Genomic DNA, 22,243 nt, shown 5'->3' with positions numbered 1-22,243 from the left:
CGCGCAGGCGGGGCGGTGGGCGACCCCGGGCGGGTCGGATTTGCCGCGGGCGATCGCCCGGCATGGCGGCGTTTCGCCTTCACCTCCCCCGGTGAACCGGCTATGACCGCGCTGAAGGATGCCGCCATGCGGCAGCGATCGAAGGAGCGGGCGGAATGACGGTCGATACGGGCAAGACGGTGGCGGTGTTCGGCGGATCGGGCTTCATCGGCCGCTACGTCGTGCAGGCGCTGGCCAGGCGCGGCCACCGCATCCGCGTCGCCTGCCGCCGGCCGGACCTCGCCTATCACCTGCAGCCGAACGGCAACATGGGCCAGATCATGCCGATCCAGGCCAATCTGCGCTATCCGTGGTCGGTCGAGCGGGCGGTCGAGAGCGCCGACCACGTGATCAATCTCGTCGGCATCCTGGCCGAGAGCGGCAAGCAGCGTTTCGACGCGCTGCAGGCCGACGGCGCCCGACTGGTGGCCGAGGCGGCGCGCGGCGTCGGCGCCGGCGTGACCCAGATCTCGGCGATCGGCGTCGCGGCGGACGGCGACACCGCCTATGGGCGCAGCAAGGCGCTGGGCGAGGCGGCGGTGTTCGAGACCATCCCCAACGCCACTGTGATCCGCCCGTCGATCGTGTTCGGCGCCGAGGACCAGTTCTTCAACCGCTTCGCCGACATGGCGCGGTTCTCGCCGTTCCTGCCGCTGATCGGCGGCGGCCACACCCGCTTTCAGCCGGTCTATGTCGGCGACGTCGCCGAGGCGATCGCCGCCACGGTGGACGGCGCGGTGCCGGGCGGTCGCCTCTACGAGCTGGGCGGGCCGGAAGTGCTGACCTTCCGCGAGATGATGGAGGAGATGCTGCGGATCATCGGCCGCCGGCGCCGCCTCCTGACGATCCCGTTCGGCGCCGCCGGCGGCATGGCGAGCGTCATGCGCTATCTGCCCGGCGCGCCGCTGACGCCCGACCAGGTGCGCCAGCTGCGCCACGACAACGTCGTCTCGGACGCCGCCGAGGCGGAGGGGCGCACCCTCGCTGCCTTCGGCATCAGGGGCCGCACGCTCGAGGCGGTGCTGCCCACCTATCTCGTGCGCTTTCGGCCGCAGGGGCAGTTCACCCAGCCGCAGCCGCAGGCCGGCGGGCTCGGCCGCGAAGAATCCGACGAGCAGCGCTGAGGCACAGGCGGCCGATGGAGGTCCTGCCGCCGGGGCTCGGCGCCGCCGGCGCCGCGATCCTCGTCGTCGCCAGCTTCTGCACCTCGGCGCTGACTGCCGCCTTCGGGCTCGGCGGCGGCCTGTCGCTGCTGGCGGTGATGACGGTGTTCCTGCCGGTGGCGGTGCTGATCCCGCTGCACGGCATCGTCCAGCTCGCCTCCAATGGCGGTCGCGTGATCATCCAGCGCCGCGGCGTCGCGTGGGCCGCGCTGCCGCCCTTCCTGCTCGGCGGGGCGATCGGGGCGCTGATCGGCGCGCGCTTCGTCGTGGCGCTGCCCGAATCGGCGCTGCAGATCTCCATCGGCCTGTTCATCCTCCTCGTCACCTTCGTGCCGATCCCGCGGCTGGGCATGCTCGGCTTCGCCGGCTTCGCGCTGACCGGGGCGGTGACGACCTTCCTGTCGATGTTCTTCGGCGCCACGGCGCCGATCATGGCCGCCTTGTTCGCGCAGACCTTCAAGGCGCGCGAGACGGTGGTGGCGACGCTGGCGGCGGTGACGGCGATCCAGCACGCGCTGAAGGCGGTCGCCTTCTTCGCCATGGGCATCGTCCTGTGGCCCTATGCGGCGCTGCTCCTGGCGATGATCGTCACCGGTTTTCTCGGCACGCTCGCCGGTACCGCGCTGCTGCGCCGGCTCGACGAGCGCTACTTTCGCGTGATGCTGCGCACGATCCTCGCGATCCTCGCGCTCGACCTGGTGCGGCGCGGCGTCCTCGGACTGCTCTGAGCGGCGGGGGCTACTGCCCGTCCGGCACGCCGTGGTCGGTGACCCGGTGGCCGAGCGGAGCGGCCGTGCCGGCATCCGGGGCAGGCGGCAGGGCCAGCAGCAGCACCATGCCGACGACGCCGACGCCGATGCGCCACCAGGCGAAGGGCGCGAAGCCGTGCCGCGAAACGAAGTCGAGCAGCCGGCGCACCACGAACAGGGCCGCCAGGAAGGCCGAGACGAAGCCGATGGCCACCAGCCAGAGATCGTCGACCGACAGGAGCTGGTGGTTCTTTAGGAGGTCGTAGGTGAAGGCGCCGAGCATGGTCGGCATCGCCAGGAAGAACGAGAACTCCGCCGCGGAGCGCTTGTCGGTGCCCATCAGCAGCGAACCGGCGATGGTGGCGCCCGAGCGCGACGTGCCGGGGATCAGCGCCAGGCACTGGAACAGCCCGATCTTCAGGCAGAGCGACAGTGGATAGTCCATGATGTCGTCATAGCGGACCTTGAGCGGCAGGCGGTCGATGACCAGCAGGATGACGCCGCCGACGATCAGCGCGACGCAGATCACCATCGGCGATTCGAACAGCACCGTCTTGATGAAATCGTGGCCGAGCGCGCCGAACAGCGCGGCCGGCAGGAAGGCGAGGAGGATTCCGCCGACGAAGCGGCGGCTCCGGGCGCTCGAGGGCAGGCTGATGAAGAGCTGCCACAGCCGGGCGAAATAGACCGAGAGGATCGCCAGGATCGCGCCGAGCTGGATCAGCACCTCGAAGCTGCGTGCCGTCGAGTGAAAGCCGAGAAAATGCCCGAGCAGCAGGATGTGGCCGGTCGAGGAGACCGGGATGAACTCGGTCAGGCCCTCGGTGATGCCGAGCAGGACGGCGTCGAGGATCGCTTTGATATCCATTCTGGTCCCGTGCTGGCAGGGTCGCGCCGGTCTAGCGCCGATGGCTGGGCCGAACCTGTCGCCGGAGCATCATGGTCGATTTGCGGCGTGACACGTGCGCCCGGCGCCGCTTTGGCCGTCTTTCGCCGCGATTGCAACGCCTTGCATGCGGCGCCGTGGCTGCTATGTGGCCAGGAACGCGAGCGGATCGGCGTTCAGACTTAGTTGACGCATTGCTGCGATGATCCCGGCGAGCGGCCTCAGCCTGTCGCTTTCCGTGAACCCTTCATGCCACGTGCCGGTTGGCCCGGGCGAACGGCCGAGAGCCCACTCTCCTTCATGCTCAAACTCTATCATCACCCGATGTCCGCCGCCTCGCGCTTCGCGCGGCTCGTCCTCGGGGAATACGGCGAGCGGGTGGAGCTCCTCGAGGAACGGCCCTGGGAGAAGCGGCGCGACTTCCTGGCGCTCAATCCGGCCGCGACGCTGCCGGTGATGATCGAGGACGAGGGGCCGGCGATCGTCGGCGCCAGCGTCGTCGGCGAGTATCTCGACGAGACCCGCGGCGTCTTCCAGCGCGACAAGCGGCTGATGCCGGAAAAGCCGATCGAGCGGGCGGAGTCCCGCCGGCTGACGGAATGGTTCCTGGTCAAACTCGACGGCGAAGTGACGCGCTATCTGGTGCGCGAGCGGGTGTTCAAGCTGGAGATGCGGCCGGAAGCCGGCGGCGGCGCGCCGGACGCCTCGGCGATCCGGGCCGCGCGGGCCAACCTCAAGCATCATCTGCGCTATCTCGGCTGGCTCGCCGAAAGCCGCGACTGGCTGGCCGGGCCGCGCCTGTCCTATGCCGACATCGCGGCGGCGGCCGCCATGTCCATCCTCGACTATCTCGGCGAGGTCCACTGGGAAGAGGAGCCGGCCGCCAAGGACTGGTACATGCGGCTGAAGTCGCGCCCGTCCTTCCGGCCGCTGCTGACCGAGCGCATCCGCGGCCTGCCGCCGGTGCATCATTACACCCAGCTGGATTTCTGAACCGAACTACCGCGTCGCGTATGGTGTCCGATGGAGCCCTCGCTCGCCGGATCGACGCCGTGCGCAAACCTTATTTGGCAAGAATCCGCAGCTGCTGGGGGCGTCCGGCGTCGACCGTCACGTCCCTCTCCAGCCATCTGCCGTCGCTGCCCGGCACCTTGAGCGTGTAGGTGCCGCTCTCCAGATCCTCGAACTGGTAGTAACCCTGCCCGTCGGTGATCTCGCTCGCGCAGCCGCCACCGCCCTTGTCGCAGAGCTCCACCGGCTGGTTGGGCAGCGGCCGCAGCGAGGCGTCGGCGTGGGTCGTGGCCAGCACGTCGCCATACAGGTCGCCTGCCAGAGCCGGGGCAGACCCGGCCGCTAGCCATGCGCCCATTCCGGCCGCCAGGAAGGACGACGAAAGGCGGCGGCTACTCGAGCAGGACGACGGTCGCATCGCTTTCTCCGATCGGGGTCAGGGGCCGCTTCTTGCGCAAGGTCACCGGCTCGAACGTCAGCGACTTGTCCGATCCGTTCTGCTGCGCAGCCGTGAGCGTCAGCTTCTGGGTGACGAAATCCGGATAGCCGATCAGGATGTCGGCCAGCGGCTGGTAGCCTTCGGTCACGGACTCGGCCGGCCGTAGCGTCACCACCTTCCAGTCGAGCTGGCCCTCGCCATAGGGCCGCCCGATCTCGTAGGAACGCGGCGCGTAGCTGATGGTCAGCTGGCGGTAGTCCGGCTCCTCGGTCATGCCTTCCAGTTTCACCGTCCCGGCGATGGTGTACAACCGGTAGCGGTCTGTCCCGGCGACGTCGTCGATGCTGACATAGTTGACGCCGATGATCAGGACGACGACGTAACCGGCGATCGAGCCGGTCAGCTTGATCGGCACGCCGTACAGCGTGCCACCTACCTCGCCGGCTGCCGGAAGAAATCGATAAAGCACGAAGGCTGGCACCATGGGCAAAAGAAACAGCAGTGCCAAGGTTATCCAGTTGACGACAGCGGTGCTCATTGTGTCGCTCCATCAGTCTTCGGCAAGATTTACATGAACAATGATAAGATTCAATCGTCCTCGAGAAATCGTGACTATGGATTTAGTCAGAGAGCTCACCGCGTCGCCAATAGCGCCCCGCCGGCGGACGTAGCGTCATCTTCGCTGCCTGCCTCTCTCGCCGGAAAATTGCGGGGATTCATCGAGGCCGACGCTCGCCGCCTCGGCTTCGACGCCATCGGCATCGCACCGGCGGCAAGCGAGGGTGTCCTCACCGGCGAGCGCCTCGACGCCTTCGTCGAAGCCGGGCACCACGGCAGCATGGACTGGCTGCCGGAGACCGCCGGCCGCCGCCGTTCTGCCACGGCGCTCTGGCCACAGGTGCGCTCGATCATCGTCCTCGGCATGAATTACGGCCCCGACGAGGACCCGCTGGCGATCCTTTCGCGCCTCGATCGCGGCGCCATCTCGGTCTATGCCCGCCACCGCGACTATCACGAGCTGATCAAGGGAAGGCTGAAGGAACTCGCCGGCCGGCTGCTGGCGCAGGCGCGCCAGGCTGGCGCCGGCGAGCACGAGGTGAAGGTCTTCGTCGACACCGCCCCGGTGATGGAAAAGCCGATGGGCGAGATGGCCGGGCTCGGCTGGCAGGGCAAGCATACGAACCTCGTCTCGCGCGAGCACGGCTCCTGGCTGTTCCTCGGTTCGATCTTCACGACGCTGGACCTGCCGCCCGACGCGCCGGGGCAGGATCTCTGCGGCTCCTGCCGCGCCTGCCAGGACGTCTGCCCGACCAATGCCTTCCCGGTGCCCTACCAGCTCGACGCGCGCCGCTGCATCTCCTACCTCACCATCGAGACGCGGAACGTGGTGCCGCGCGAATTCCGACAGGCCATGGGCAACCGAATCTATGGCTGCGACGACTGCCTCGCCGTCTGCCCGTGGAACAAGTTCGCGAGCACGGCGCGGGAGGCGAGGCTGATTGCTCGCGACGATCTGCGGGCGCCCTCGCTGGAGCATCTGCTCGGCCTCGACGATGCCGCGTTCCGCGCTTTGTTCTCCGGCTCGCCGATCAAGCGCATCGGCCGGGCGAAGTTCGTGTCCAACTGCCTGATCGCCGCAGGCAATTCGGGCCTGGCGGCGCTGCTGCCGCCGGTCGAGCGACTCCTGGGCGACCCCGCGCCGCTGGTCCGGGCCATGGCGGTGTGGGCGCTCGGACGGCTTTCTCCGGCCGACGCCTTGCGCCGGCGCCCGGCTGCGCTTGATAGGGAGGAAGATCCTTTGGTCAGGAGTGAATGGCATGCGCTGGGGCAAAAAGACTGAGGCGACCGTCGCGGCGGTCGAGGAAGCAGCCGGCAAGGTTGCGGAGACCGCCGACGACGCGCGCAAGGCCGGGCTTGAGAAAGCCCGTCAATCCTTGCGCTGGGCGAGCGACAACATCCCCGAAGCCCTGCAGCGCCAGGAACTCCTTGGCAGCGGCGCCGTCGGAGCTGGCGCGATGGGCGCCGGGGCGATCGGCGCGCTGTCGCTCGGTGCCGTCGCCATCGGCGCTTTGGCGATCGGGGCGTTCGCCATCGGCCGGCTCTCGGTGGGCCAGGCCCGGGTCGGCGAGGCCGAGATTGGGCGGCTGCGGATCGGCCGGCTCGAAGTCGGCGAAGTGGTGCGGCCGGGATGGCGCTTCGGGCCGTCCCGGCATTGACCGAGTCCCGGTACTTCGTCTTCGGCCACGGCTATTCGGCGGGCCACTTCGTCGCGACGCTCGATCCGAAGAGCGTCGAGGGCGTCACGGTGCGGACCCGCGACAAGGCATCCCATCTGGCGGCGCACGGGCTCAAGCCCTTCGTCTTCGACGGCGAGCATCCGACCGACGGCATCGCCTCGGCGCTGTACCGCGCGACGCATCTCCTGATCTCGGTGCCGCCGGGCCATGAGGCACCCGCCGGCGCCCATGTCGGTGGCGCGAATGCGCGGCCCGGCGACCCGGTGCTGCGCTGGTACGAGAACGAGATCGCCCATGGCAGCCCGAACCTGCAATGGATCGGCTATCTGTCGACGGTCGGGGTCTATGGCGACCATGATGGCGGCTGGGTCGACGAGACGGCGGAGGTGCGGCCGGTCTCGGCCCGCTCGCGCGAGCGCGTCGCGGCGGAGGACGCCTGGCAGAAGGCGGCGGCGACCCGCGGCGTGCCGCTCGCCATCCTGCGCCTGTCGGGGATCTACGGGCCGGGGCGCAACGGCTTCGTCAATCTCGCCAGCGGCACGGCGCGGCGGCTGGTCAAGCCCGGCCAGGTGTTCAACCGCATCCATGTCGACGACATTGCCGGCGCGCTGCAGCTCCTCGCCGAGCGCCGCCTCGGCGGCATCTTCAACGTCACCGACGACGAGCCCGCCCCGCCGCAGGACGTGATCGCCTATGCGGCGGACATCGCCGACATCGCCGCGCCGCCGGAGACCCCGTTCGACACGGCCGTGCTGTCGCCGATGGCGCGGAGTTTCTACGGCGAGAACAAGCGGGTCTCCAACGCAAGGCTGAAGGCGGCCGGCTACGTCTTCCGCTATCCGACCTATCGCGAAGGCCTGGCGGGCCTGACGGCGGATGCCGACCGGGCGAGGGCAGCGGCAGGCCTGCCGGTTCCGCAGGCGTGACGCGGGTCCGGCTGAGGCCGCCTCAGGGAACCATCATCCGCTCGGCCCGGAAGGCCAGCCGGCCATGGCGACATCGACGATGCCGAGCAGCCGGCCCCGGTCCGCGCCGTCCTTGGCGAGCGTCGACATGCCCTGGATGACCGCCATCACGTGACCGGCGAGCATGGCGGCGTCGGCATCCGGCGGTAGCGCGCCGCTGGCGACGTCCTTTTCGATCCGCCGGCGCAGCGTCGCCTCGATGTCGCGGCGGATCGCCGCCAGTTCCTCGCGGACCGCTGCCGCCTCCGCCGAAGCGGTGACGATCGAACTCGCCAGAAGGCAGCCGGGCGGCGCATCGTCGCGCGTGTCGCCGAGCGCCGCGGCGGTCAGCAGCTCGCGCGCGGCATCCCGCGCCATCGACGTCCCGCCGACGATCGCCGCCACCGTCCGGCCGCCGCCGGCCATGTAGCGTTGCACCGCCTCGCGAAACAGGCCGCTCTTGTCGCCGAAGGCGGCGTAGAGGCTGGGCGGCGTGATCCCCATCGCTTTGGTCAGCTGCGCCACCGACGTCGCCTCGTAGCCATGCTGCCAGAACAGCATCATCGCCGCGTTCAGCGCCTGCTGGCGATCGAAGGAGAGCGGACGTCCGGTCCGGCGGGGCGAGTTGGCTGCGGGTTCCATAACGGTCACTATAATAACGTCGGTGCCAATCGCAAAGCGTCGGCGGGTCACGACGGATCGCGCGCCTGGCGCGGCGGCTCCACCCGGCGACGTGACGGTGTCGCCGCACTTCTGGCCGCCGCGCCTTGCGGCGGCGCGCCTTAAGGCTCATCTTCAGGTTCGAGCAGGACGACCTCGCTTTCGAGATGAACCACGTCCGGGACGACCCGGCCCTCATGCAAGGGTTGGACCATGGCCTGGATCTTTCTCATCGCCGCCGGAGTGCTGGAAGTCGTCTGGGCGTATTTCATGAAGCGCTCGGAGGGATTCACCCTCCTCTGGCCGACGATCATCACGCTGGTCGTGATGGCGGCAAGCTTCGCGCTGCTGTCGATCTCCATGAAGACGCTGCCGCTCGGCACCGCCTACACGATCTGGACCGGCATCGGTGCCGTCGGGGCGTTCATGGTCGGTATCGTCATCCTCGGCGAGTCGGTGACGCCGATGCGCCTCGTCGCCGGCGCGCTGATCCTCGCCGGACTGGTGATGATGAAGCTGTCGAGCCCGCATTAAGCCGGATGCAGCCTCGGGCCAGCGCGACGGGTGCCCTGAGGTCTTGCGACGCCAGATGCCGTCGCCGTGTCTGCAATCGTGCGCACGGAAACGTAGCGATCGCTATTGAAGGTTGACGGCGGCTGATTGAAGGGCGATAGATTCCATAGCGATCACTACGAAAGACCTCTCATGGCCCTTACCGATTACCGCACCCTCGGCTGCTCCGGCCTTTCCGTCAGCCCGCTGGCGCTCGGCACGATGACCTTCGGCGTTGCCCGCTGGGGCATGGAGCGCCCGGCGGCGGAAGCGGTGTTCGACGCCTATGTCGAGGCCGGCGGCAACCTCATCGACACCGCCGACATCTATGCCGGCGGGCGCAGCGAGGAGATGCTGGGCGCGATGGTTGCCGATCGCGGGCTCCGGGACAGGCTCGTCGTGGCCACCAAGTCGGGCTTCGCCGACGGCAAGGGCCCGCATGCCGGCGGCAACGGCGCCAAGCATGTCCATGCCGCGCTGGAAGGCTCGCTCCGCCGGCTCGGCACCGACTATGTCGATCTCTATTGGGTCCATGTATGGGACGCCGTGACGCCGCCGGAGGAGCTGCTGGAGACGATGGCCGGCCTCGTGCGGGCCGGCAAGATCCGCTACTGGGGCATCTCGAACACGCCCGCATGGTATGTCGCGCGCATCGCCACGCTGGCGGCCGTGCGGGGCCTGCCGGGCCCGATCGCGCTGCAGTATTTCTATTCGCTGGTCAGCCGCGAGGTCGAGATCGAGCACCTGCCGCTGGCGCGGGAAATGGGCCTCGGGATGATGCCGTGGAGCCCGCTGGCCTACGGGCTTCTGACCGGCAAATACGATCGCGCCAAGGTCGAGGCGGCGGCCCCGCGCGCCGGCGGCCTGCCCAATGATGCCGGCGACGGCACCACGCGCGCGGCGGAGGACGGCCGGCTCGACGGCGCCAACCCGTTCGGCGATGCGCTGTTCACCGACCGGAACTGGCGGATCGTCGACGCCCTGCAGTCCGTGGCGAGCGCGCTGGGCGAGACGCCGGCGCGCGTCGCGCTTTCCTGGGTGCTGTCGCGGCCGGGCGTCGACACGGCCCTGATGGGCGTCAGCCGCGTCGAACAGCTCCATGACAACATCGCCGCCACCGAGCTGGTGCTGAGTGCCGGGCACCGGGCCGCCCTCGACGCTGCCAGCGCGCCGGAGCAGGCGATGATCTACGGGCTCTTCACCGGCGAGCTGCGCCGGCAGGTTGTGTTCGGCGGCTCTGCGGTCGCCGAACGATAACCGCCTGGCATCGCGCGCAAGGAGGGCTGCGCCGCCGTCTCCCGTAAGCCTCAGTCCGCCAGGCTGACATGCGCCGCGACGATCCTCCACCCGGCCTCGGTGCGGACCCATGTCTGGCTCTGGCGGCCGATGCGGTTGACGTTGTCGCGGTCGAACAGCGTCATCGCGGTCGCGAAGTCGCGGCCGAAGGTGGTGATCCGCGTGCGCCGGAGCGTCCGCGCCAGCCCCTTCGGGCTGCGACCCGCCCGGAAGGCCCGGATCTCGTCATAGCCGTAGAGATTCTCGGTGGCGCCGTAGCGGACGGTGCGTGGGTCGTTCCAGAACAATTCGTCGAGAACCGCGACGTCGTTGGTCACGAGCGCGGTCTCGTAGCGGGCGAAGGCCGCCTCGACCTCCGCCATGATCTCCGGCAGATCGATATCCATGGGCCTGTCCTTGGGTTCGGGACGAAAGGTGAAACGGCAATTGACTGTTAGGGCAGCGCCCGCTTTGCCGACGAGGCCGACCGGCCTGGCTTCAGGCGGTCGCCGGCGCCAGACTGGCAGCCAAGGCGAGCAGCGCGCGGTCGCTGCCGCGCGGCCCCAGCAGCGAAAGCCCGATCGGCATGCCTTCGAAGGTCGCCAGCGGCAGCGAGACCTGCGGCAGGCCGGCCAGGCCGGCACAGCAGAGCAGGTTCATCGCCGCGTGCCGGTAGGCGACCTCGACTTCCGCGGCGGCCAGATTGCGCAGCGGGGCGATGCGCGGCACGGTCGGCGTGATGATCGCCGTCCCGGGTGACAGGAGAGCGTCCAGCCGCCCGCGGATCGCCAGCCGCCGTTCCTTGGCCGCCGCGATGGCACCCGGATTCAAGAGTTTCGCCGCGGCGAAGCGCTCGCTGACGCCGGGGCCGAAGCGGGGCTTCACCGCCTCGATCCAGTCGCCGAGCGACGCCCAGATCTCGCCGGCTTGCACGGTCCGGAACGTTTCGGACCATTGGTCGAGGCCTTCTTCGGAGAGGGTGACCGGCGTCGCCGGCGCGACGGCGGCCTCGACCTGTTCGATCGAAGCCGCGAATGCCGGGCGAAGCGCCGGGTCGAGCAGTGCGAAGGCGTCCTCCGCCAGAAGGAGATGCGTCACCGGTTCGGCCGGCGCGTCGTCGGGCAGCAGCAACGCGCCGACGCGCGCGAAAGTGCCGGGGTCCCGCGCGAACCAGCCGACGCAATCGAGGCTGGGCGCGAACGGCACCACGCCCGCCGTCGGAACCGCCCCGTGGGTCGGCCGCATGCCGTAGAGGCCGCAATAGCTTGCCGGCACCCGCACCGAGCCGCCGCAATCGGTGCCGAGGGCGAAGTCGACCAGCCCCGCCGCGGTGGCCGACGCCGAGCCGCTCGAGGAACCGCCGGGGACGCGCGCCGGGTCATGGGCGTTCACCGGCGTGCCGTAGTGGTAGTTCTCGCCCGTCAGCGAGTAGCAGAGCTCGTCGGCGATCGTCTTGCCGGCGAGATCGGCCCCGGCATCCAGCATGCGTTGGACCGCCGGCGCGGTGCGGCTCGCCGGCGCGTGGGTGCGCAGCCAGTCGGGATGGCCATTGCCGGCGGTTACGCCGGCGATGTCGAAGACGTCCTTTGCCGCGAAGCTGAGGCCGACCAGTGGCCCCTCACTGGCGCCGCTCAGGGCGATCTGGTTCGCGTCGGGGCAGAAGGCGCCGCTGGATTCGCGCGACAGCTTCGGCTGGTTCAGGTCGGGCATGGTCGTCTCAATTCGGTCGGTGGATCTGGGCGGGCTGGCGGGTGAGCGTGCGGCGTCCGCGCTTGAAGGCGTGCAGCACCGGCGCGAGCTCGGCCACCGCGGCGGACGGCGTCGCTCCGTCGATGACCGCGAGATCGGCGGACTTGCCGATTTCGAGACCATAATCGGCGATGTTCATCAGCTGCGCCGAGCGCGTGGTCACCATGGCAAAGCACTCGGCCATGTCTGCCACCGAGCCGATATGGCAGATATTGGCATTCAGATTGGCCATCCGCAGCAGCGAGCAGTCGCCGAACGGCGTGAACGGGTTGAGCACGTTGTTGGTGGACAGCGAGCAGTTGACCCCGTGATGCAGGAGTTCATGCGCGTGGGCAACGCCGCGCGTCTGCGCGTGATCGCGGTCGCGGCCCATCAGGAAGAGGTCGGTGGACGGCAGGACGGTCAGCGCGACCCCGCTGTCGCGCATCCGGCCGGCGATCTCGGCGAGCCGCGCCGGCTCGACATAGGCGAGCTTGGTGACGTGGCCGATGGCGGTCCGCCCGCCCCAGCCGAAGCGGCTCGCCTGCGCGCAGACATAGTCGAGATCCAGCGCGCCGGGATCGGCGCCGAAATCCAGATGCATGTCGACATCGACGTCGAACTCGCGGGCCATCTCGAACACCCGGTCGATCTGCCCGTGCGGGTCGCTGTCGGTGTAGGGCGCCGCGCCGACGGCTCTCGCGCCGCGGCGCAGCGCCTCGACCATCAGCTCGTCCGTTCCGGGATTGTTGAGCAGCCCCTCCTGCGGGAACACGCAGATCTCGATGTCGATGGCCCAGCGATAATCCTCGACGAGCTGCATCACGCCCTCGAGGCCGCGCAGGCCGATGCCGGGATCGACCTCCAGCTGGGTGCGCATGTGGGTCGTGCCCTGCAGGATGCATTTCTCGATCGTGCGGCGGCCGCGGGCGTAGACGTCTTCCGGCGTGAACTCCTTCTTGGCTCGCGCCGTCTCGGTGATCGCTTCGGCGAGGTCGCCGCGCGTCGAGGCGCAGCGATCGAGGATGCAGGACTTGTCGAGATGGATGTGGGTCTCGACGAAGCCCGGCGTCACCAGCCGCCCGTCGACGTCGAGAACCGGGCCATCGGCGGAAAGACCGGCCTCGATCGCGGCGATGCGCCCTGCCTCGATGCCGATGTCGACGGGCCCGCCCGGCCGCGTCGGTATGAGGGCGTTGCGGATGATCAGGTCCATGCGTTCGGTTTCCCCTGGCCTTGAGCGTCGGTCATGCGGCGGCTTCCGTGCCACCGCCGAGATAGCTGTCGTGCAGGACGCCGCTCTGCCGAACCTCGGCCGGGGTGCCGCCGGCGACGATGGCGCCCGAAGACAGCACATAGGCCCGGTCGGCGATCGACAGCGCCATTTCCGCCATCTGGTCGACCAGCAGGATCGTCGTGCCGTCGTCGCGCAGCGCGCCGAGCGTCGCGTAGAGGTCCTGGATCAGCGCCGGCGCGAGGCCGAGCGACGGCTCGTCCAGGAGCAGCACCTCAGGGTTGGCGACGAGTCCGCGGGCGATCGCCAGCATCTGCTGCTCGCCGCCCGAGAGCAGGCCCGCCCGCTGCGTCCGGCGTTCGCGCAGGCGCGGGAAGCGATCCATGAGCTTTTCGATGTCGCCGGTCAGGTCGGCGGATGGTCGGCCATAGGCGCCGAGCCGGATGTTCTGCTCCACCGTCAGCTCGGGGAACACCTGCCGGCCTTCCGGCACCAGGACGAGACCCAGCCGGGCGATCCGGTTCGCCGGCAACTGTCCGACTTCCTGGCCGGCGAAGGACACGCTGCCGCCGACCGGCCGGTGCAGCCCGGCGAGTGCGCGCATCAGCGTCGACTTGCCGGCACCGTTCGCGCCGAGGACGGCGACGAGCTCGCCCTGCGAGACCGCGATATCGATGCCGCGCAGCACCTCGCTGGCGCCGTAGGACGCCGTCAGCCCGGTCACGGCGAGCACCGACGGGCCGGCATCTTTCGGCGCCGCGCGGGAGCGGAGAGCGATCTCGTTGTCGCCGAGATAGGCCTTGAGGACGACCGGGTCTTCGCGGATGGCGGCGGGCGTTCCCTCGGCGATCTTGCGCCCGGCGTCCAAGACGAGGATGTGGTCCGAGACGCCCATGACCAGCGTCATGTCGTGCTCGATCAGGACGACGGACATGCCGCCCTCGGCGATGCGCCGGATCAGCCCCGCAAGCTGGGCCGAATCGTCCTCGCCGAGCCCGGCGGCTGGTTCGTCCAGCAGCAGCACCTCTGGCGCGAAGGCCAGCGCGCGGGCGATCTCGACCAGCCGCTTGTCGATATGGGCGAGCGCCCCGGCGGGCGTCTGCAGCGTCCCGCGATAGCCGACGAAGGCGAGCAGGGCCTCGGCGCGCCGGGCGCGCTCGTTGCTTTCGAGACGGCGGAAGGCGTCGCGCGGCCGCGCCTTGCCGCCGACCATGGCGATCATCAGATTGTCGAGGACGCTCAGCTGCTCGAAGAGCTGGGTCGTCTGGTAGGATCGGGCGATCCCGGCACGGGCCACGCGATGCGCGGCGCTGCCGGCGAGGTTCCGGTCGCCGAGCCGCACAGTGCCCGACTGCGGCTGGTAGTAGCCGGTGATCAGGTTCAGCACCGTCGTCTTGCCGGCGCCGTTGGGACCGATGATGCTGGTTACCGCGCCGGGCTCGGCCCGGAAGGACAGGTCCTGCACCGCCTTGACGCCGCCGAAGGTGATCGAAAGGTCCGTGACGACGAGCGCGCGTGCGGCTTCCGCCCGCGGGAAGATGGCAGCGGCTTCCGGGTCGACGCGCGGGCCGGCGTCCTTGCCGAGCGTCCGGGCCGCGATCTGTTGCAGGCCGCCGACGATGCCGCGCGGTGCGAGGCGCAGGACGACCAGGAGCAGCAATCCGACGACGAGGAGCCGGTATTCGGCGAGGGCGGAGAACACTTCCGGCAGGAGGATGACCACGATGGCGCCGATGAGCGGCCCGAGGATCGTGTCCGCACCGCCGATCATGACGACGAGGAGGAACAGGATCGATTCGAAGAACGGAAAGCTCTCCGGGCTGATGAAGCCGCTGAGGACCGCGTAGACGCCACCGGCGATGCCCGCGAAGGCGGCCGAGAGCGCGAAGGCGACGCAGCGCAGCCGCACCGGATCGAGGCCGATCGACCCGGCCGCGACCTCCGAATCCCGCAGCGCGCGCAGCGCTGTGCCCCAGCGGCTGGCGCTGAAGCGGGCATAGAAGAGCAGCGACGCCGCGACGAGGACGAGGACCAGCAGCGCGGTGTCGCGCGGCGAGAAGCTCATCCCGAAGAGCGAGGACGGGGCGATGCCGAGGATGCCGTTCCACCCGCCGGTGAGCCAGCTGAGTTCCGCCGCGCTCTGCTCGACGATGAAGCCGAAGGCGATGGTGATCATCGCCAGATACGGCCCGCGCACCCGGAGTGCCGGGATCGACAGGAGGGCTCCGGCGACTGCCGCCAGCAGTCCGGCGAGCGGCAGCGCCAGCCAGAAGCTGAGGCCGTAGTCCTTGGTCAGGATGCCGACCGTATAGGCGCCGATGGCATAGAAGCCGACATGGCCGAGCGAGATCTGCCCGGTCATTCCGACGAGGATGTTGAGCCCGATGCCGACGATCGCCGTCAGTCCCAGCAGCGACAGGACGAAGAGCTGGTAGCCGTTGCCGGTGAAGATGGTGAAAAGGGCGAGGGCGCCGAGCGCGATGGCCGCCAGGGGGGTCGCGTATCTCAAACCTTCTTCACCTCCGCGCGGCCGAACAGCCCGTCCGGCCGGACGGCGAGCGCCACGATGACCAGCGAGAAGGCGGCGATCTGCGTGTAGGTCGAGCCGAAGCTGGCGGTGATCATCGCCTCGGCGACGCCGTAGAGCAGCCCGGCGCACATCACGCCCCAGGGGTTGGTGATGCCGCCGAGGATCGCCACGGCGAAGGCCTTGATGCCGAACAGCGTGCCCATCGTCGAGGAGATCGTGAACAGCGGCGCGATCAGGATGCCGGCCATGCCGGCAAAGAGGCCGGACAGGATGAAGGCCGCAGATACCGCGGCTTCCGTATTGATGCCCATCAGCCGGGCCGCGGCGGTGTTCTGGACCACTGCCATCATCGCCAGGCCCTGTCTGGTCCGCCTTGCGAGAAGCGTGAAGGCGACGGCGATGCCGATGCCGACCAGCGGGATCAGGATCTGCTGCAGCTGGACGCGCACGCCCGCGACGTCGACGGTCTCGGTGACGAGCGCCGTCGGCGGCATGCCGCGCGGATCGCGGCCGAAGGTGAACAGCACGACATTGTCGATGACGATGCCGAGCGCCACCGTCGCCATCAGCCAGGCGTCGGAACCGCGCCGCACGAAGGGCCGCACGGCGATCCGCTCGACGACGAGCCCCCAGGCAGCGCAGGCCGCGAGCGCGCAGACGATCGCGACCGGCGAGGGCCAGCCGAGCGTCACCGTCAGGGTGAAGGTCAGCACCGCCCCCAGCATCATCGTCGATCCCTGGGCGAAATTGACCGTCCGGGAGACGACGTAGGTGACGTAGAAGCCGAGGGCGAGCAGCCCGTACATGCTGCCGAGCCCCAGCCCGGTGACGAGGGCGGAGAGAAAGATCATCGTGATGCTTCGATGCTTGTGCGGGGAACCCTGATGCCGGCGACAGGACCGGCGAGGACGTCCCCCGCCGGGTCGCTGGCCGCGTCACTCCGTGGGAACGACCTGGTCGCCGTCGTAGCGGACCATGATGTAGTCGTCCGCCCCCAGCGCATCGTGCTCCTCGGCCGAGAACGGCTTGTCGTAGGTCTTGATCAGCCCCTCATAGGGCGTCTCGAGATTTTCGAGCGCCACGCGGATGGCATCGCCCTCGGTCGAGCCCGCCTGCTCGATCGCCTGGGCGACGAGATGCATGGCGTCATAGGCGTTGGCGGTGCCCACGGGCGAGAAGATGTCCTGCGGCCCGGTGATCTCCGGGTAGGCCGCCATCAGCTTCTGCATGAAGGCGTCGCCGACGGTGCCGAGCTCGCCGAAGAAGGAATAGGTCTGGACGAAATGCGCGTCACCGGCCGTCGGGCCAGCGAGTTCGGGAAAGCGCCCGCCCGAGATGCCCCAGTGCGACACCACCGGCACGTCCCAGCCCATGCGCTCGCGCGACTTCATCACCTGCGCGCCCGGAGGCGCGTTGACGACCAGCACGATCGCCTCGGCGCCCGCCGCCTGCAGCCGCATCAGCTGCGGCGTCATGTCGACGTCCGCGGCCTCGAACTTCTCGACGCCGACGATCTCGACCGCGTCGTTCTCGGCGTCGGCGGCCTCCAGCCCTTCCTCGTTGGACTGGCCCCAGGGATTGTTGATCAGCATCAGCCCGATCTTCGCGGCGCCGAACTTATCGCTGGCGTAGTCGAGCAGCTTCACGTCGACCAGGGCGTCGACGGCCGAGACCCGGAAGACGAAATTGGGGTTGGCGCCGTTGCGGGTGATGCCGGTCGCTGCGGCCCAGACGGCGACGAAGGGCGTCTCGGTCTGGTTGGCGAGCGGCGCGATGGCCAGCGAGACGGGCGAGTCGATGCCGCCGAAGAACGCCGCGACGCCTTCGCTGTCGATCAGCTCGCGCGCCGCGATGAGGCCGCGCGGCGGCGTCGACTGGTCGTCGCGCTGGACGAGTTCGAGCATGCGTCCATCAAGCAGGCCGCCGTCCTCGTTGATCTCGTCGATGGCGATCTTCAGGCCGCGGGTGATCGCCTCGCCGGACTGGGCGGAGGCACCCGAGAGCGCCGCGACATGGCCGATCTTGATCGGATCGGCGGCCTGTGCTGGTGCGGCGATCGCCCAGGCGGCAGTACCGGCCGCGAGCAGCCTGGCCAGAATGCTGGATCGGTTGACGGTCATCTCGACGCTCCCTTGCCGTTGAATGGATGGTGCGCCCGAGCGCCCATGGAAACGGCTTTGCAAGAAGCAGGCCAATCGCCGGCCGGCAGGGCCGGCGCCTGCTATGCAAGGAAATTATTACTTGTGAGATGAAGCCGAAGGCCGGCGACCGGCTTTCGCCACGGAGCGTCGATGGCTAAGGAAGGGTCAGGTGCCTGCTTAAAATGCACGATCGGGTGCCAACCGCCGTGAAGGACTGCCGATCTGGCCAAGGATGACACGACCATCGATGCCAGGCCGCCGCGCAAGCGGGACGCCGCGGCCACCCGCCAGCGGATTCTCGATGCGGGCAAGGCGGCGTTCGCCGAGCACGGGTTCGCCGGCGCGCGGATCGACCAGATCGCCAGGGCCGCCGAGGCCAACATCCAGATGATCTATCGCTATTTCGGCGGCAAGGAGGAGCTCTACCTCACAGCCTTGGCCGACACCTATGCCGGCATCCGCGTCCTCGAACGCCAGCTGGATCTCGGAGCGCTCCCCCCGGCCGACGGGATGCGGCGCCTCGTCGAGTTCACCTTCGACTATCTGCGCGACAACCCGCAATTCGTCGCGATGATCCGCAACGAGAACATGGCCCATGGCCGCTTCGTGCGGAACCTGCCCGCCGTCTCGGATTCGGCGCTGCCGCTGGTGGAGACGATCGAGGATCTGCTGCGTCGTGGCCGTGCGAGCGGCGACTTCCGGATAGAGATCGATCCGCCGCAGCTCTACGTGACCATCCGGTCGCTGTGCATCATCCATCTCGCCCAGCGCGATACGCTGTCGGTGATGTTCAAGCGCGACCTCGGCGCCCCGGACTGGCTCGCGGCGCGGCGCGTCCACGTCGTCGACGTGGTGCTGACTTTCCTGATGGCGGACCGGACACGCTGACCTGCCGCGAAGCGTCAGTGCGCGGCTGAACCCGTCCCCAGAAATTCGGCGCCGCCCTTCGCCAGCTGTTCCCAGAGATCGACGGCAAAGCTGCGCAGCACGAGGAGTTCGTAGCGCTCCGGCGCCGTCCGGGTGAGGTGGATGCCGACATGGCCGTAGAGCGTCGGCGCCGAGTGGCCGACCGGGAAGGCCGATTCACCGAGATTGACGCCCGTCCCCTTGGCGAGGAGATGCCGGGCCGCCGGTCCTTCGATCGACAGGCGAACGCGGCCATGGCTCTGGTCGGACAGCGCCAGCTGGCCGGTGACCTGTTCGGCCAATCGGGCAAGATCGCCCGGCGCCAGCGGTGTGTCCTCCACGAGAAACCACTGGCCGGGCGCATAGGCGCGCACGGCGAAGGGCGCATCGCCGGCGATGACGGCGAGACGGTCGGTGAGATCGAGACCCCGCACCGTGGCGAGGGCGTGGATCACCCGGCCCTCGGGCAGCGCGACGAGGCGCAGCGGCGTTTCCGGCGTCCCGAGCGGCGCGAAGGCCAGGACCGGGCGGGCGGCGGGGGCGAGATCAGCCATGGAGCTTCCTGTTCTCGGGATCGACGAAGACCGGATCGACCAGCAGCGCCGGCGTGAACTCGCCGGCCAGCGCATTCCAGGCCAGCACCTCCTCGCCATGCCGCTCGGCGCCGCGCTTGACGAGAGCCAGGCCGATGGTCGAGCCGACATGTGGCGAGAAGCAGGAAGAGGTGACGTAGCCCTCGTCGTTCTCGAGCGTCGCTTCGGCGCCCTTGGCGAGGATATGGGAGCCGGTCTTGAAGCTCTGTGCCGGATCGAGCGGCCTGATACCGACGAGGCGCGGCCGGTCCGGCGCGACCAGGCCTTCGCGGCCCAGCATGTGCTTGCCGATGAAATCCACCTTGGTCTGCGACACCATGCGGCCCATGCCGAGGTCGGCCGGCGTCACCGTGCCGTTGATTTCGGCGTGGGTGACGTGGCCCTTTTCGATGCGCAGCACGCCGAGGGCCTCGGTGCCATAGGCGCAGACGCCGTGCGGCGCCCCCGCCGCCATGATCGCGTCGGCGAGCGCCTCGCCATGGCCGGCGGGCACGGCGATCTCGTAGGCCAGTTCCCCCGAGAAGGAGATGCGGAAGAGCCGCCCTTCCAGCCGCCCGCCGAACAGCGTGACTTCGCGCGCGGCCATGAAGGGCACGGCTTCGTCGGAAAGGTCGATGTCGACGATGCCCTGAAGGATCGTCCGGGATTTCGGCCCGGCCAGCGCCATCTGCGCCCACTGGTCGGTGGCCGACGCCATGGCGACCGCAAGTTCCGGCCAGAGCACCTGCGCACAATATTCCAGATGGGTAAGGACGCCGGCGGCGAGCGCCGTCGTCGTGGTCATGATGAAATGCTCCGGTGCGAGCCGGCTGGTCGTGCCGTCGTCGTAAACATGGCCGTCCTCGCGCAGCATCACCCCGTAGCGGGCCTTGCCGACGGGCAGCTTGAGGAAGGCGTTGCAGTAGACACGGTTGAGGAACTCGGCGGCATCCGGCCCGAAGATCTCGATCTTGCCGAGCGTCGACACGTCGCAGAGCCCGGCCGCTTCGCGCACTGTGCGCACCTCCCGGTCGACGCTTTTCCGCCAGGTCGTCTCGCCGTCGCGTGGGAAGAAGGCCGAGCGATGCCACAAACCGGCTTCCACGAAGCGCGCGCCATTCTTCTCCGCCCAGCCATGCAGCGGCGAGCGGCGCACCGGGCTGAAATGCTCACCCCGGGCCGAGCCTGTCAGCGCGCCGAAGGAGACCGGCGTGTAGAACGGGCGGAAGGTGGTGGTGCCGATCTCGGCCGGCGAGACGCCCCGTGCCTCGGCAAGGATGCCGATGGCGTTGACGTTGGACAGCTTGCCCTGGTCGGTGGCCATGCCGGTGGTGGTGTAGCGCTTGGCGAGTTCGACATGCGAAAAGCCCTCGCGGACCGCAAGGCCGAGATCGCGCAGATGCACGTCGTTCTGGAAGTCGACGAAGGCCTTGCCCCTGGGATTCGACACCTGACAGAGCCTGCGCGCCGGCGCCGGGTCGGGGCCTTCCTCCATCGCGCCGAAATCGGGAAGTGCGGCATTGATGCCAAGCCCCTCCAGCGCGCTCGATGCGGCGCGGCCGCCCTCGGCGAGGCAGTCGGACAACCGCCAGGCGCCGTTCGCGGAGCCCGCCAGGGACAGCGCACCGAGCGCTTCCGGCGCCAGGAAGGCGCCATGCGCCTCGCTCCAGCGGGGCTTGCCGCCGCGATGGCAGGCGAGATGGATGCGCGGGCTGAAGCCGCCCGACATCGCCAGCGCATCGGCCTCGATCGTTTCCTCGCGCCCGTCGGCACGGCGTACCAGCAGCGAGCGCACTTCCTTGTTCCCACTTACGCCCGCGACCATCGCGCCCTTGAGGATGCGGGCGTGGACTGCTGGCGTTTCGGCCTCGGCGCGGGCGTCGATCAGCGCCACGACGTCGACCCCGGCAGCCTCCAGGGCCTCGGCGGCGCGCGCGCCGGCGCCGGAACTGGCGAAGACCGCGACGCGGCGGCCGGCGGCGACGCCATGGCGGCGGGCGTAGGCGACCATGGCGTCGGCGGTCATCACGCCAGGCAGATCGTTGCCGCCGAACACCAGCGGGCGCTCCTCGGCGCCGGTGGCGAGCACGGCGCGGCGCGCGGCGATGCGCCAGAGCCGCTCGGCGGGCTGGCCGGCGCCGACCTGCTCGACCGCGCCGAACACCATGTCATCGTACCAGCCGAAGGCCGTCGTGCGGGCCATCACACGCACGTTCGGCAGGCTATCCAGCTCGGCCAGCGTCGCGCGCAACCATGATTCACGGGAAACATCGCCGACCAGCGTGCCTCCGGCTTGCGGGTTCTCGTCGGCGAGGATCACCTCGGCGCCGGCGCGGCCGGCGGTCAGCGCCGCGGCAAGGCCGGCCGGCCCGGCACCGACCACCAGCAGGTCGCAATGCGCCCAGAGCTTTTCGTAGGTATCGGGGTCCGCCTCGTAGCCGGCCCGGCCGAGGCCGGCGGCGCGACGGATCAGCGGCTCGTAGACCTTTTCCCAGAAGGCGGCCGGCCACATGAAGGTCTTGTAGTAGAAGCCGGCGGAGAGGAACGGCGACAGGAGCCCGTTCAGCGCGCCGATATCGTGGTCGAGCGACGGCCAGCAATTCTGGCTCTCGGCGACGAGGCCGTCGTGGAGCTCGACCATCGTGGCGCGGGTGTTGGGCTGGCGCCGACCGCCCGTGCCGAGCGTCACCAGCGCGTTGGGCTCGGCCGCGCCCGCCGTCACCGGCCCGCGCGGGCGGTGGTACTTGAAGGAGCGGCCCATCACCAGCCGGCCGTTCGCCATCAGAGCGGAGGCCAGCGTATCGCCGGGATGGCCGGTCAGGATCTTGCCGTCGAAGCTGAAGGACAGCGTGCGGGAGCGGTCGATCCGCCCGCCCTGTGGGAGACGATGGGCGGTCATCGGGTCTGCTCCACCGCGGCGGCGGCATCCGCGACGCCGAGCGTCTCGTGGGTGGCGGTGTCGCGCGTCACTACCAGCCAGCGGCGGCAGCCGGCCGAATGGTGCCAGTGCTCGGCATGGGGGCCGCGCGGGTTCTCGCGCAGATAGACATAGGCGTACCACGCCGCCTCGCCGGCTTCGGGTGCCGGGCGGGCAAGGGCAGCACCCCTCACGGTGAATTCTTCCCTCGGGCGCGCCCCGCAATGCGGGCAGCGTATCAGACTGGCCATCGCGGTCTC

Annotated in this window: 22 protein-coding genes; 9 read left to right on the top strand and 13 right to left on the bottom strand. The window is 69.5% G+C overall.

The annotated features are described in order from the left end of the window. Window positions 1-155: 155 nt before the first annotated feature. Complete coding sequence (locus tag GTW51_RS07505; RefSeq protein ID WP_163043272.1) at window positions 156-1,163, top strand: complex I NDUFA9 subunit family protein; 1,008 nt, start codon at window positions 156-158, stop codon at window positions 1,161-1,163. Between the two features lie 14 nt (window positions 1,164-1,177). Beyond that, entirely contained in the window at window positions 1,178-1,930 is a 753-nt protein-coding gene (locus tag GTW51_RS07500; RefSeq protein ID WP_163043271.1) for a sulfite exporter TauE/SafE family protein, read from the top strand. A gap of 10 nt (window positions 1,931-1,940) precedes the next feature. Here the strand turns inward: GTW51_RS07500 and GTW51_RS07495 are convergent, their stop codons facing one another. After that, a complete protein-coding gene (locus GTW51_RS07495; protein WP_163043270.1) occupies window positions 1,941-2,819 on the bottom strand; it encodes an undecaprenyl-diphosphate phosphatase in 879 nt (292 codons plus the stop codon). 318 nt (window positions 2,820-3,137) lie between these two features. Here GTW51_RS07495 and GTW51_RS07490 point away from each other — a divergent pair, with 318 nt between their 5' ends. Next, window positions 3,138-3,830 (top strand): glutathione S-transferase family protein, encoded by a 693-nt coding sequence (locus GTW51_RS07490; RefSeq protein ID WP_163043269.1) that lies wholly within the window; start codon window positions 3,138-3,140, stop codon window positions 3,828-3,830. A 70-nt stretch (window positions 3,831-3,900) separates the two neighbouring features. Here GTW51_RS07490 and GTW51_RS07485 read toward each other — a convergent pair whose 3' ends face one another. Next, window positions 3,901-4,206, bottom strand: coding sequence for a carboxypeptidase-like regulatory domain-containing protein (locus tag GTW51_RS07485; protein WP_163043268.1), 306 nt, complete (start codon window positions 4,204-4,206; stop codon window positions 3,901-3,903). 34 nt (window positions 4,207-4,240) lie between these two features. Then, entirely contained in the window at window positions 4,241-4,825 is a 585-nt protein-coding gene (locus GTW51_RS07480; protein WP_163043267.1) for a hypothetical protein, read from the bottom strand. A gap of 168 nt (window positions 4,826-4,993) precedes the next feature. Here GTW51_RS07480 and queG point away from each other — a divergent pair, with 168 nt between their 5' ends. The 3 genes from queG to GTW51_RS07465 are packed head-to-tail and all read left to right on the top strand — an operon-like array spanning window position 4,994 to window position 7,450. Next, window positions 4,994-6,127, top strand: a complete 1,134-nt coding sequence (gene queG, locus GTW51_RS07475) for a tRNA epoxyqueuosine(34) reductase QueG (protein WP_246232737.1) — start codon at window positions 4,994-4,996, stop codon at window positions 6,125-6,127. Further along, window positions 6,105-6,503 (top strand): hypothetical protein, encoded by a 399-nt coding sequence (locus GTW51_RS23855; RefSeq protein ID WP_246232735.1) that lies wholly within the window; start codon window positions 6,105-6,107, stop codon window positions 6,501-6,503. Before queG ends, GTW51_RS23855 begins: the two co-directional genes overlap by 23 nt. Beyond that, window positions 6,476-7,450, top strand: coding sequence for an SDR family oxidoreductase (locus tag GTW51_RS07465; protein WP_163043265.1), 975 nt, complete (start codon window positions 6,476-6,478; stop codon window positions 7,448-7,450). The genes GTW51_RS23855 and GTW51_RS07465 overlap by 28 nt, the downstream gene beginning before the upstream one ends. Window positions 7,451-7,483: 33 nt before the next feature. Here the strand turns inward: GTW51_RS07465 and GTW51_RS07460 are convergent, their stop codons facing one another. Further along, entirely contained in the window at window positions 7,484-8,110 is a 627-nt protein-coding gene (locus GTW51_RS07460; RefSeq protein WP_203565942.1) for a TetR/AcrR family transcriptional regulator, read from the bottom strand. A 231-nt stretch (window positions 8,111-8,341) separates the two neighbouring features. Here GTW51_RS07460 and GTW51_RS07455 point away from each other — a divergent pair, with 231 nt between their 5' ends. Together GTW51_RS07455 and GTW51_RS07450 are read left to right on the top strand one after the other, a co-directional pair. Then, window positions 8,342-8,662 carry a DMT family transporter gene (locus tag GTW51_RS07455; RefSeq protein WP_163043264.1) on the top strand — a complete coding sequence of 107 codons (321 nt, stop codon included), beginning with the start codon at window positions 8,342-8,344 and terminating at the stop codon, window positions 8,660-8,662. A 171-nt stretch (window positions 8,663-8,833) separates the two neighbouring features. Further along, window positions 8,834-9,937 carry an aldo/keto reductase gene (locus tag GTW51_RS07450; protein WP_163043263.1) on the top strand — a complete coding sequence of 368 codons (1,104 nt, stop codon included), beginning with the start codon at window positions 8,834-8,836 and terminating at the stop codon, window positions 9,935-9,937. A gap of 50 nt (window positions 9,938-9,987) precedes the next feature. Here GTW51_RS07450 and hpxZ read toward each other — a convergent pair whose 3' ends face one another. The 6 genes from hpxZ to GTW51_RS07420 all read right to left on the bottom strand — a co-directional run bounded on the left by hpxZ (window position 9,988) and on the right by GTW51_RS07420 (window position 17,567). Beyond that, on the bottom strand, window positions 9,988-10,362 hold the full coding sequence (gene hpxZ / locus GTW51_RS07445; RefSeq protein ID WP_163043262.1) for an oxalurate catabolism protein HpxZ: 375 nt from the start codon (window positions 10,360-10,362) through the stop codon (window positions 9,988-9,990). 91 nt (window positions 10,363-10,453) lie between these two features. Then, window positions 10,454-11,665, bottom strand: coding sequence for an amidase (locus GTW51_RS07440; protein ID WP_163043261.1), 1,212 nt, complete (start codon window positions 11,663-11,665; stop codon window positions 10,454-10,456). Between the two features lie 7 nt (window positions 11,666-11,672). Further along, window positions 11,673-12,899, bottom strand: coding sequence for an amidohydrolase family protein (locus tag GTW51_RS07435; protein ID WP_163043260.1), 1,227 nt, complete (start codon window positions 12,897-12,899; stop codon window positions 11,673-11,675). 31 nt (window positions 12,900-12,930) lie between these two features. Further along, the gene (locus GTW51_RS07430; protein ID WP_163043259.1) at window positions 12,931-15,426 is read right to left on the bottom strand and encodes a branched-chain amino acid ABC transporter ATP-binding protein/permease; all 2,496 of its coding nucleotides are present in this window, start codon (window positions 15,424-15,426) and stop codon (window positions 12,931-12,933) included. Continuing rightward, window positions 15,423-16,295, bottom strand: a complete 873-nt coding sequence (locus GTW51_RS07425; RefSeq protein ID WP_343033957.1) for a branched-chain amino acid ABC transporter permease — start codon at window positions 16,293-16,295, stop codon at window positions 15,423-15,425. Before GTW51_RS07425 ends, GTW51_RS07430 begins: the two co-directional genes overlap by 4 nt. 87 nt (window positions 16,296-16,382) lie before the next feature. Next, window positions 16,383-17,567: an ABC transporter substrate-binding protein gene (locus GTW51_RS07420; RefSeq protein ID WP_163043257.1), complete on the bottom strand. Its 1,185-nt coding sequence runs from the start codon at window positions 17,565-17,567 to the stop codon at window positions 16,383-16,385. A 243-nt stretch (window positions 17,568-17,810) separates the two neighbouring features. Here GTW51_RS07420 and GTW51_RS07415 point away from each other — a divergent pair, with 243 nt between their 5' ends. Then, complete coding sequence (locus tag GTW51_RS07415; protein WP_281354587.1) at window positions 17,811-18,476, top strand: TetR/AcrR family transcriptional regulator; 666 nt, start codon at window positions 17,811-17,813, stop codon at window positions 18,474-18,476. A gap of 14 nt (window positions 18,477-18,490) precedes the next feature. Here the strand turns inward: GTW51_RS07415 and GTW51_RS07410 are convergent, their stop codons facing one another. From GTW51_RS07410 to GTW51_RS07400, 3 genes are read right to left on the bottom strand one after another with little or no spacing between them, the layout of a single operon-like run. Further along, complete coding sequence (locus GTW51_RS07410) at window positions 18,491-19,048, bottom strand: sarcosine oxidase subunit gamma family protein (protein ID WP_163043255.1); 558 nt, start codon at window positions 19,046-19,048, stop codon at window positions 18,491-18,493. Continuing rightward, a complete protein-coding gene (locus GTW51_RS07405) occupies window positions 19,041-21,965 on the bottom strand; it encodes a sarcosine oxidase subunit alpha family protein (protein WP_163043254.1) in 2,925 nt (974 codons plus the stop codon). Before GTW51_RS07405 ends, GTW51_RS07410 begins: the two co-directional genes overlap by 8 nt. Continuing rightward, on the bottom strand, window positions 21,962-22,234 hold the full coding sequence (locus GTW51_RS07400; RefSeq protein WP_163043253.1) for a sarcosine oxidase subunit delta: 273 nt from the start codon (window positions 22,232-22,234) through the stop codon (window positions 21,962-21,964). Before GTW51_RS07400 ends, GTW51_RS07405 begins: the two co-directional genes overlap by 4 nt. Between the last annotated feature and the right edge of the window lie 9 nt (window positions 22,235-22,243).

The sequence above is a fragment of the Aurantimonas aggregata genome, from assembly GCF_010500835.1.
GTDB lineage: Bacteria > Pseudomonadota > Alphaproteobacteria > Rhizobiales > Rhizobiaceae > Aurantimonas > Aurantimonas aggregata.
The sequence above is the reverse complement of the archived record's forward strand: the minus strand, read 5'-3'. Positions and strand labels throughout refer to the sequence as shown.

Bases quoted from the DNA above. Each gene is read 5' to 3' on its own strand.
- GTW51_RS07505 (WP_163043272.1), top strand. From the start codon at position 156: ATGACGGTCGATACGGGCAAGACGGTGGCGGTGTTCGGCGGATCGGGC.
- GTW51_RS07500 (WP_163043271.1), top strand. From the start codon at position 1,178: ATGGAGGTCCTGCCGCCGGGGCTCGGCGCCGCCGGCGCCGCGATCCTC.
- GTW51_RS07495 (WP_163043270.1), bottom strand. From the start codon at position 2,819: ATGGATATCAAAGCGATCCTCGACGCCGTCCTGCTCGGCATCACCGAG.
- GTW51_RS07490 (WP_163043269.1), top strand. From the start codon at position 3,138: ATGCTCAAACTCTATCATCACCCGATGTCCGCCGCCTCGCGCTTCGCG.
- GTW51_RS07485 (WP_163043268.1), bottom strand. From the start codon at position 4,206: ATGGGCGCATGGCTAGCGGCCGGGTCTGCCCCGGCTCTGGCAGGCGAC.
- GTW51_RS07480 (WP_163043267.1), bottom strand. From the start codon at position 4,825: ATGAGCACCGCTGTCGTCAACTGGATAACCTTGGCACTGCTGTTTCTT.
- GTW51_RS23855 (WP_246232735.1), top strand. From the start codon at position 6,105: ATGCGCTGGGGCAAAAAGACTGAGGCGACCGTCGCGGCGGTCGAGGAA.
- GTW51_RS07465 (WP_163043265.1), top strand. From the start codon at position 6,476: ATGGCGCTTCGGGCCGTCCCGGCATTGACCGAGTCCCGGTACTTCGTC.
- GTW51_RS07460 (WP_203565942.1), bottom strand. From the start codon at position 8,110: ATGGAACCCGCAGCCAACTCGCCCCGCCGGACCGGACGTCCGCTCTCC.
- GTW51_RS07455 (WP_163043264.1), top strand. From the start codon at position 8,342: ATGGCCTGGATCTTTCTCATCGCCGCCGGAGTGCTGGAAGTCGTCTGG.
- GTW51_RS07450 (WP_163043263.1), top strand. From the start codon at position 8,834: ATGGCCCTTACCGATTACCGCACCCTCGGCTGCTCCGGCCTTTCCGTC.
- hpxZ (WP_163043262.1), bottom strand. From the start codon at position 10,362: ATGGATATCGATCTGCCGGAGATCATGGCGGAGGTCGAGGCGGCCTTC.
- GTW51_RS07440 (WP_163043261.1), bottom strand. From the start codon at position 11,665: ATGCCCGACCTGAACCAGCCGAAGCTGTCGCGCGAATCCAGCGGCGCC.
- GTW51_RS07435 (WP_163043260.1), bottom strand. From the start codon at position 12,899: ATGGACCTGATCATCCGCAACGCCCTCATACCGACGCGGCCGGGCGGG.
- GTW51_RS07420 (WP_163043257.1), bottom strand. From the start codon at position 17,567: ATGACCGTCAACCGATCCAGCATTCTGGCCAGGCTGCTCGCGGCCGGT.
- GTW51_RS07410 (WP_163043255.1), bottom strand. From the start codon at position 19,048: ATGGCTGATCTCGCCCCCGCCGCCCGCCCGGTCCTGGCCTTCGCGCCG.
- GTW51_RS07405 (WP_163043254.1), bottom strand. From the start codon at position 21,965: ATGACCGCCCATCGTCTCCCACAGGGCGGGCGGATCGACCGCTCCCGC.
- GTW51_RS07400 (WP_163043253.1), bottom strand. From the start codon at position 22,234: ATGGCCAGTCTGATACGCTGCCCGCATTGCGGGGCGCGCCCGAGGGAA.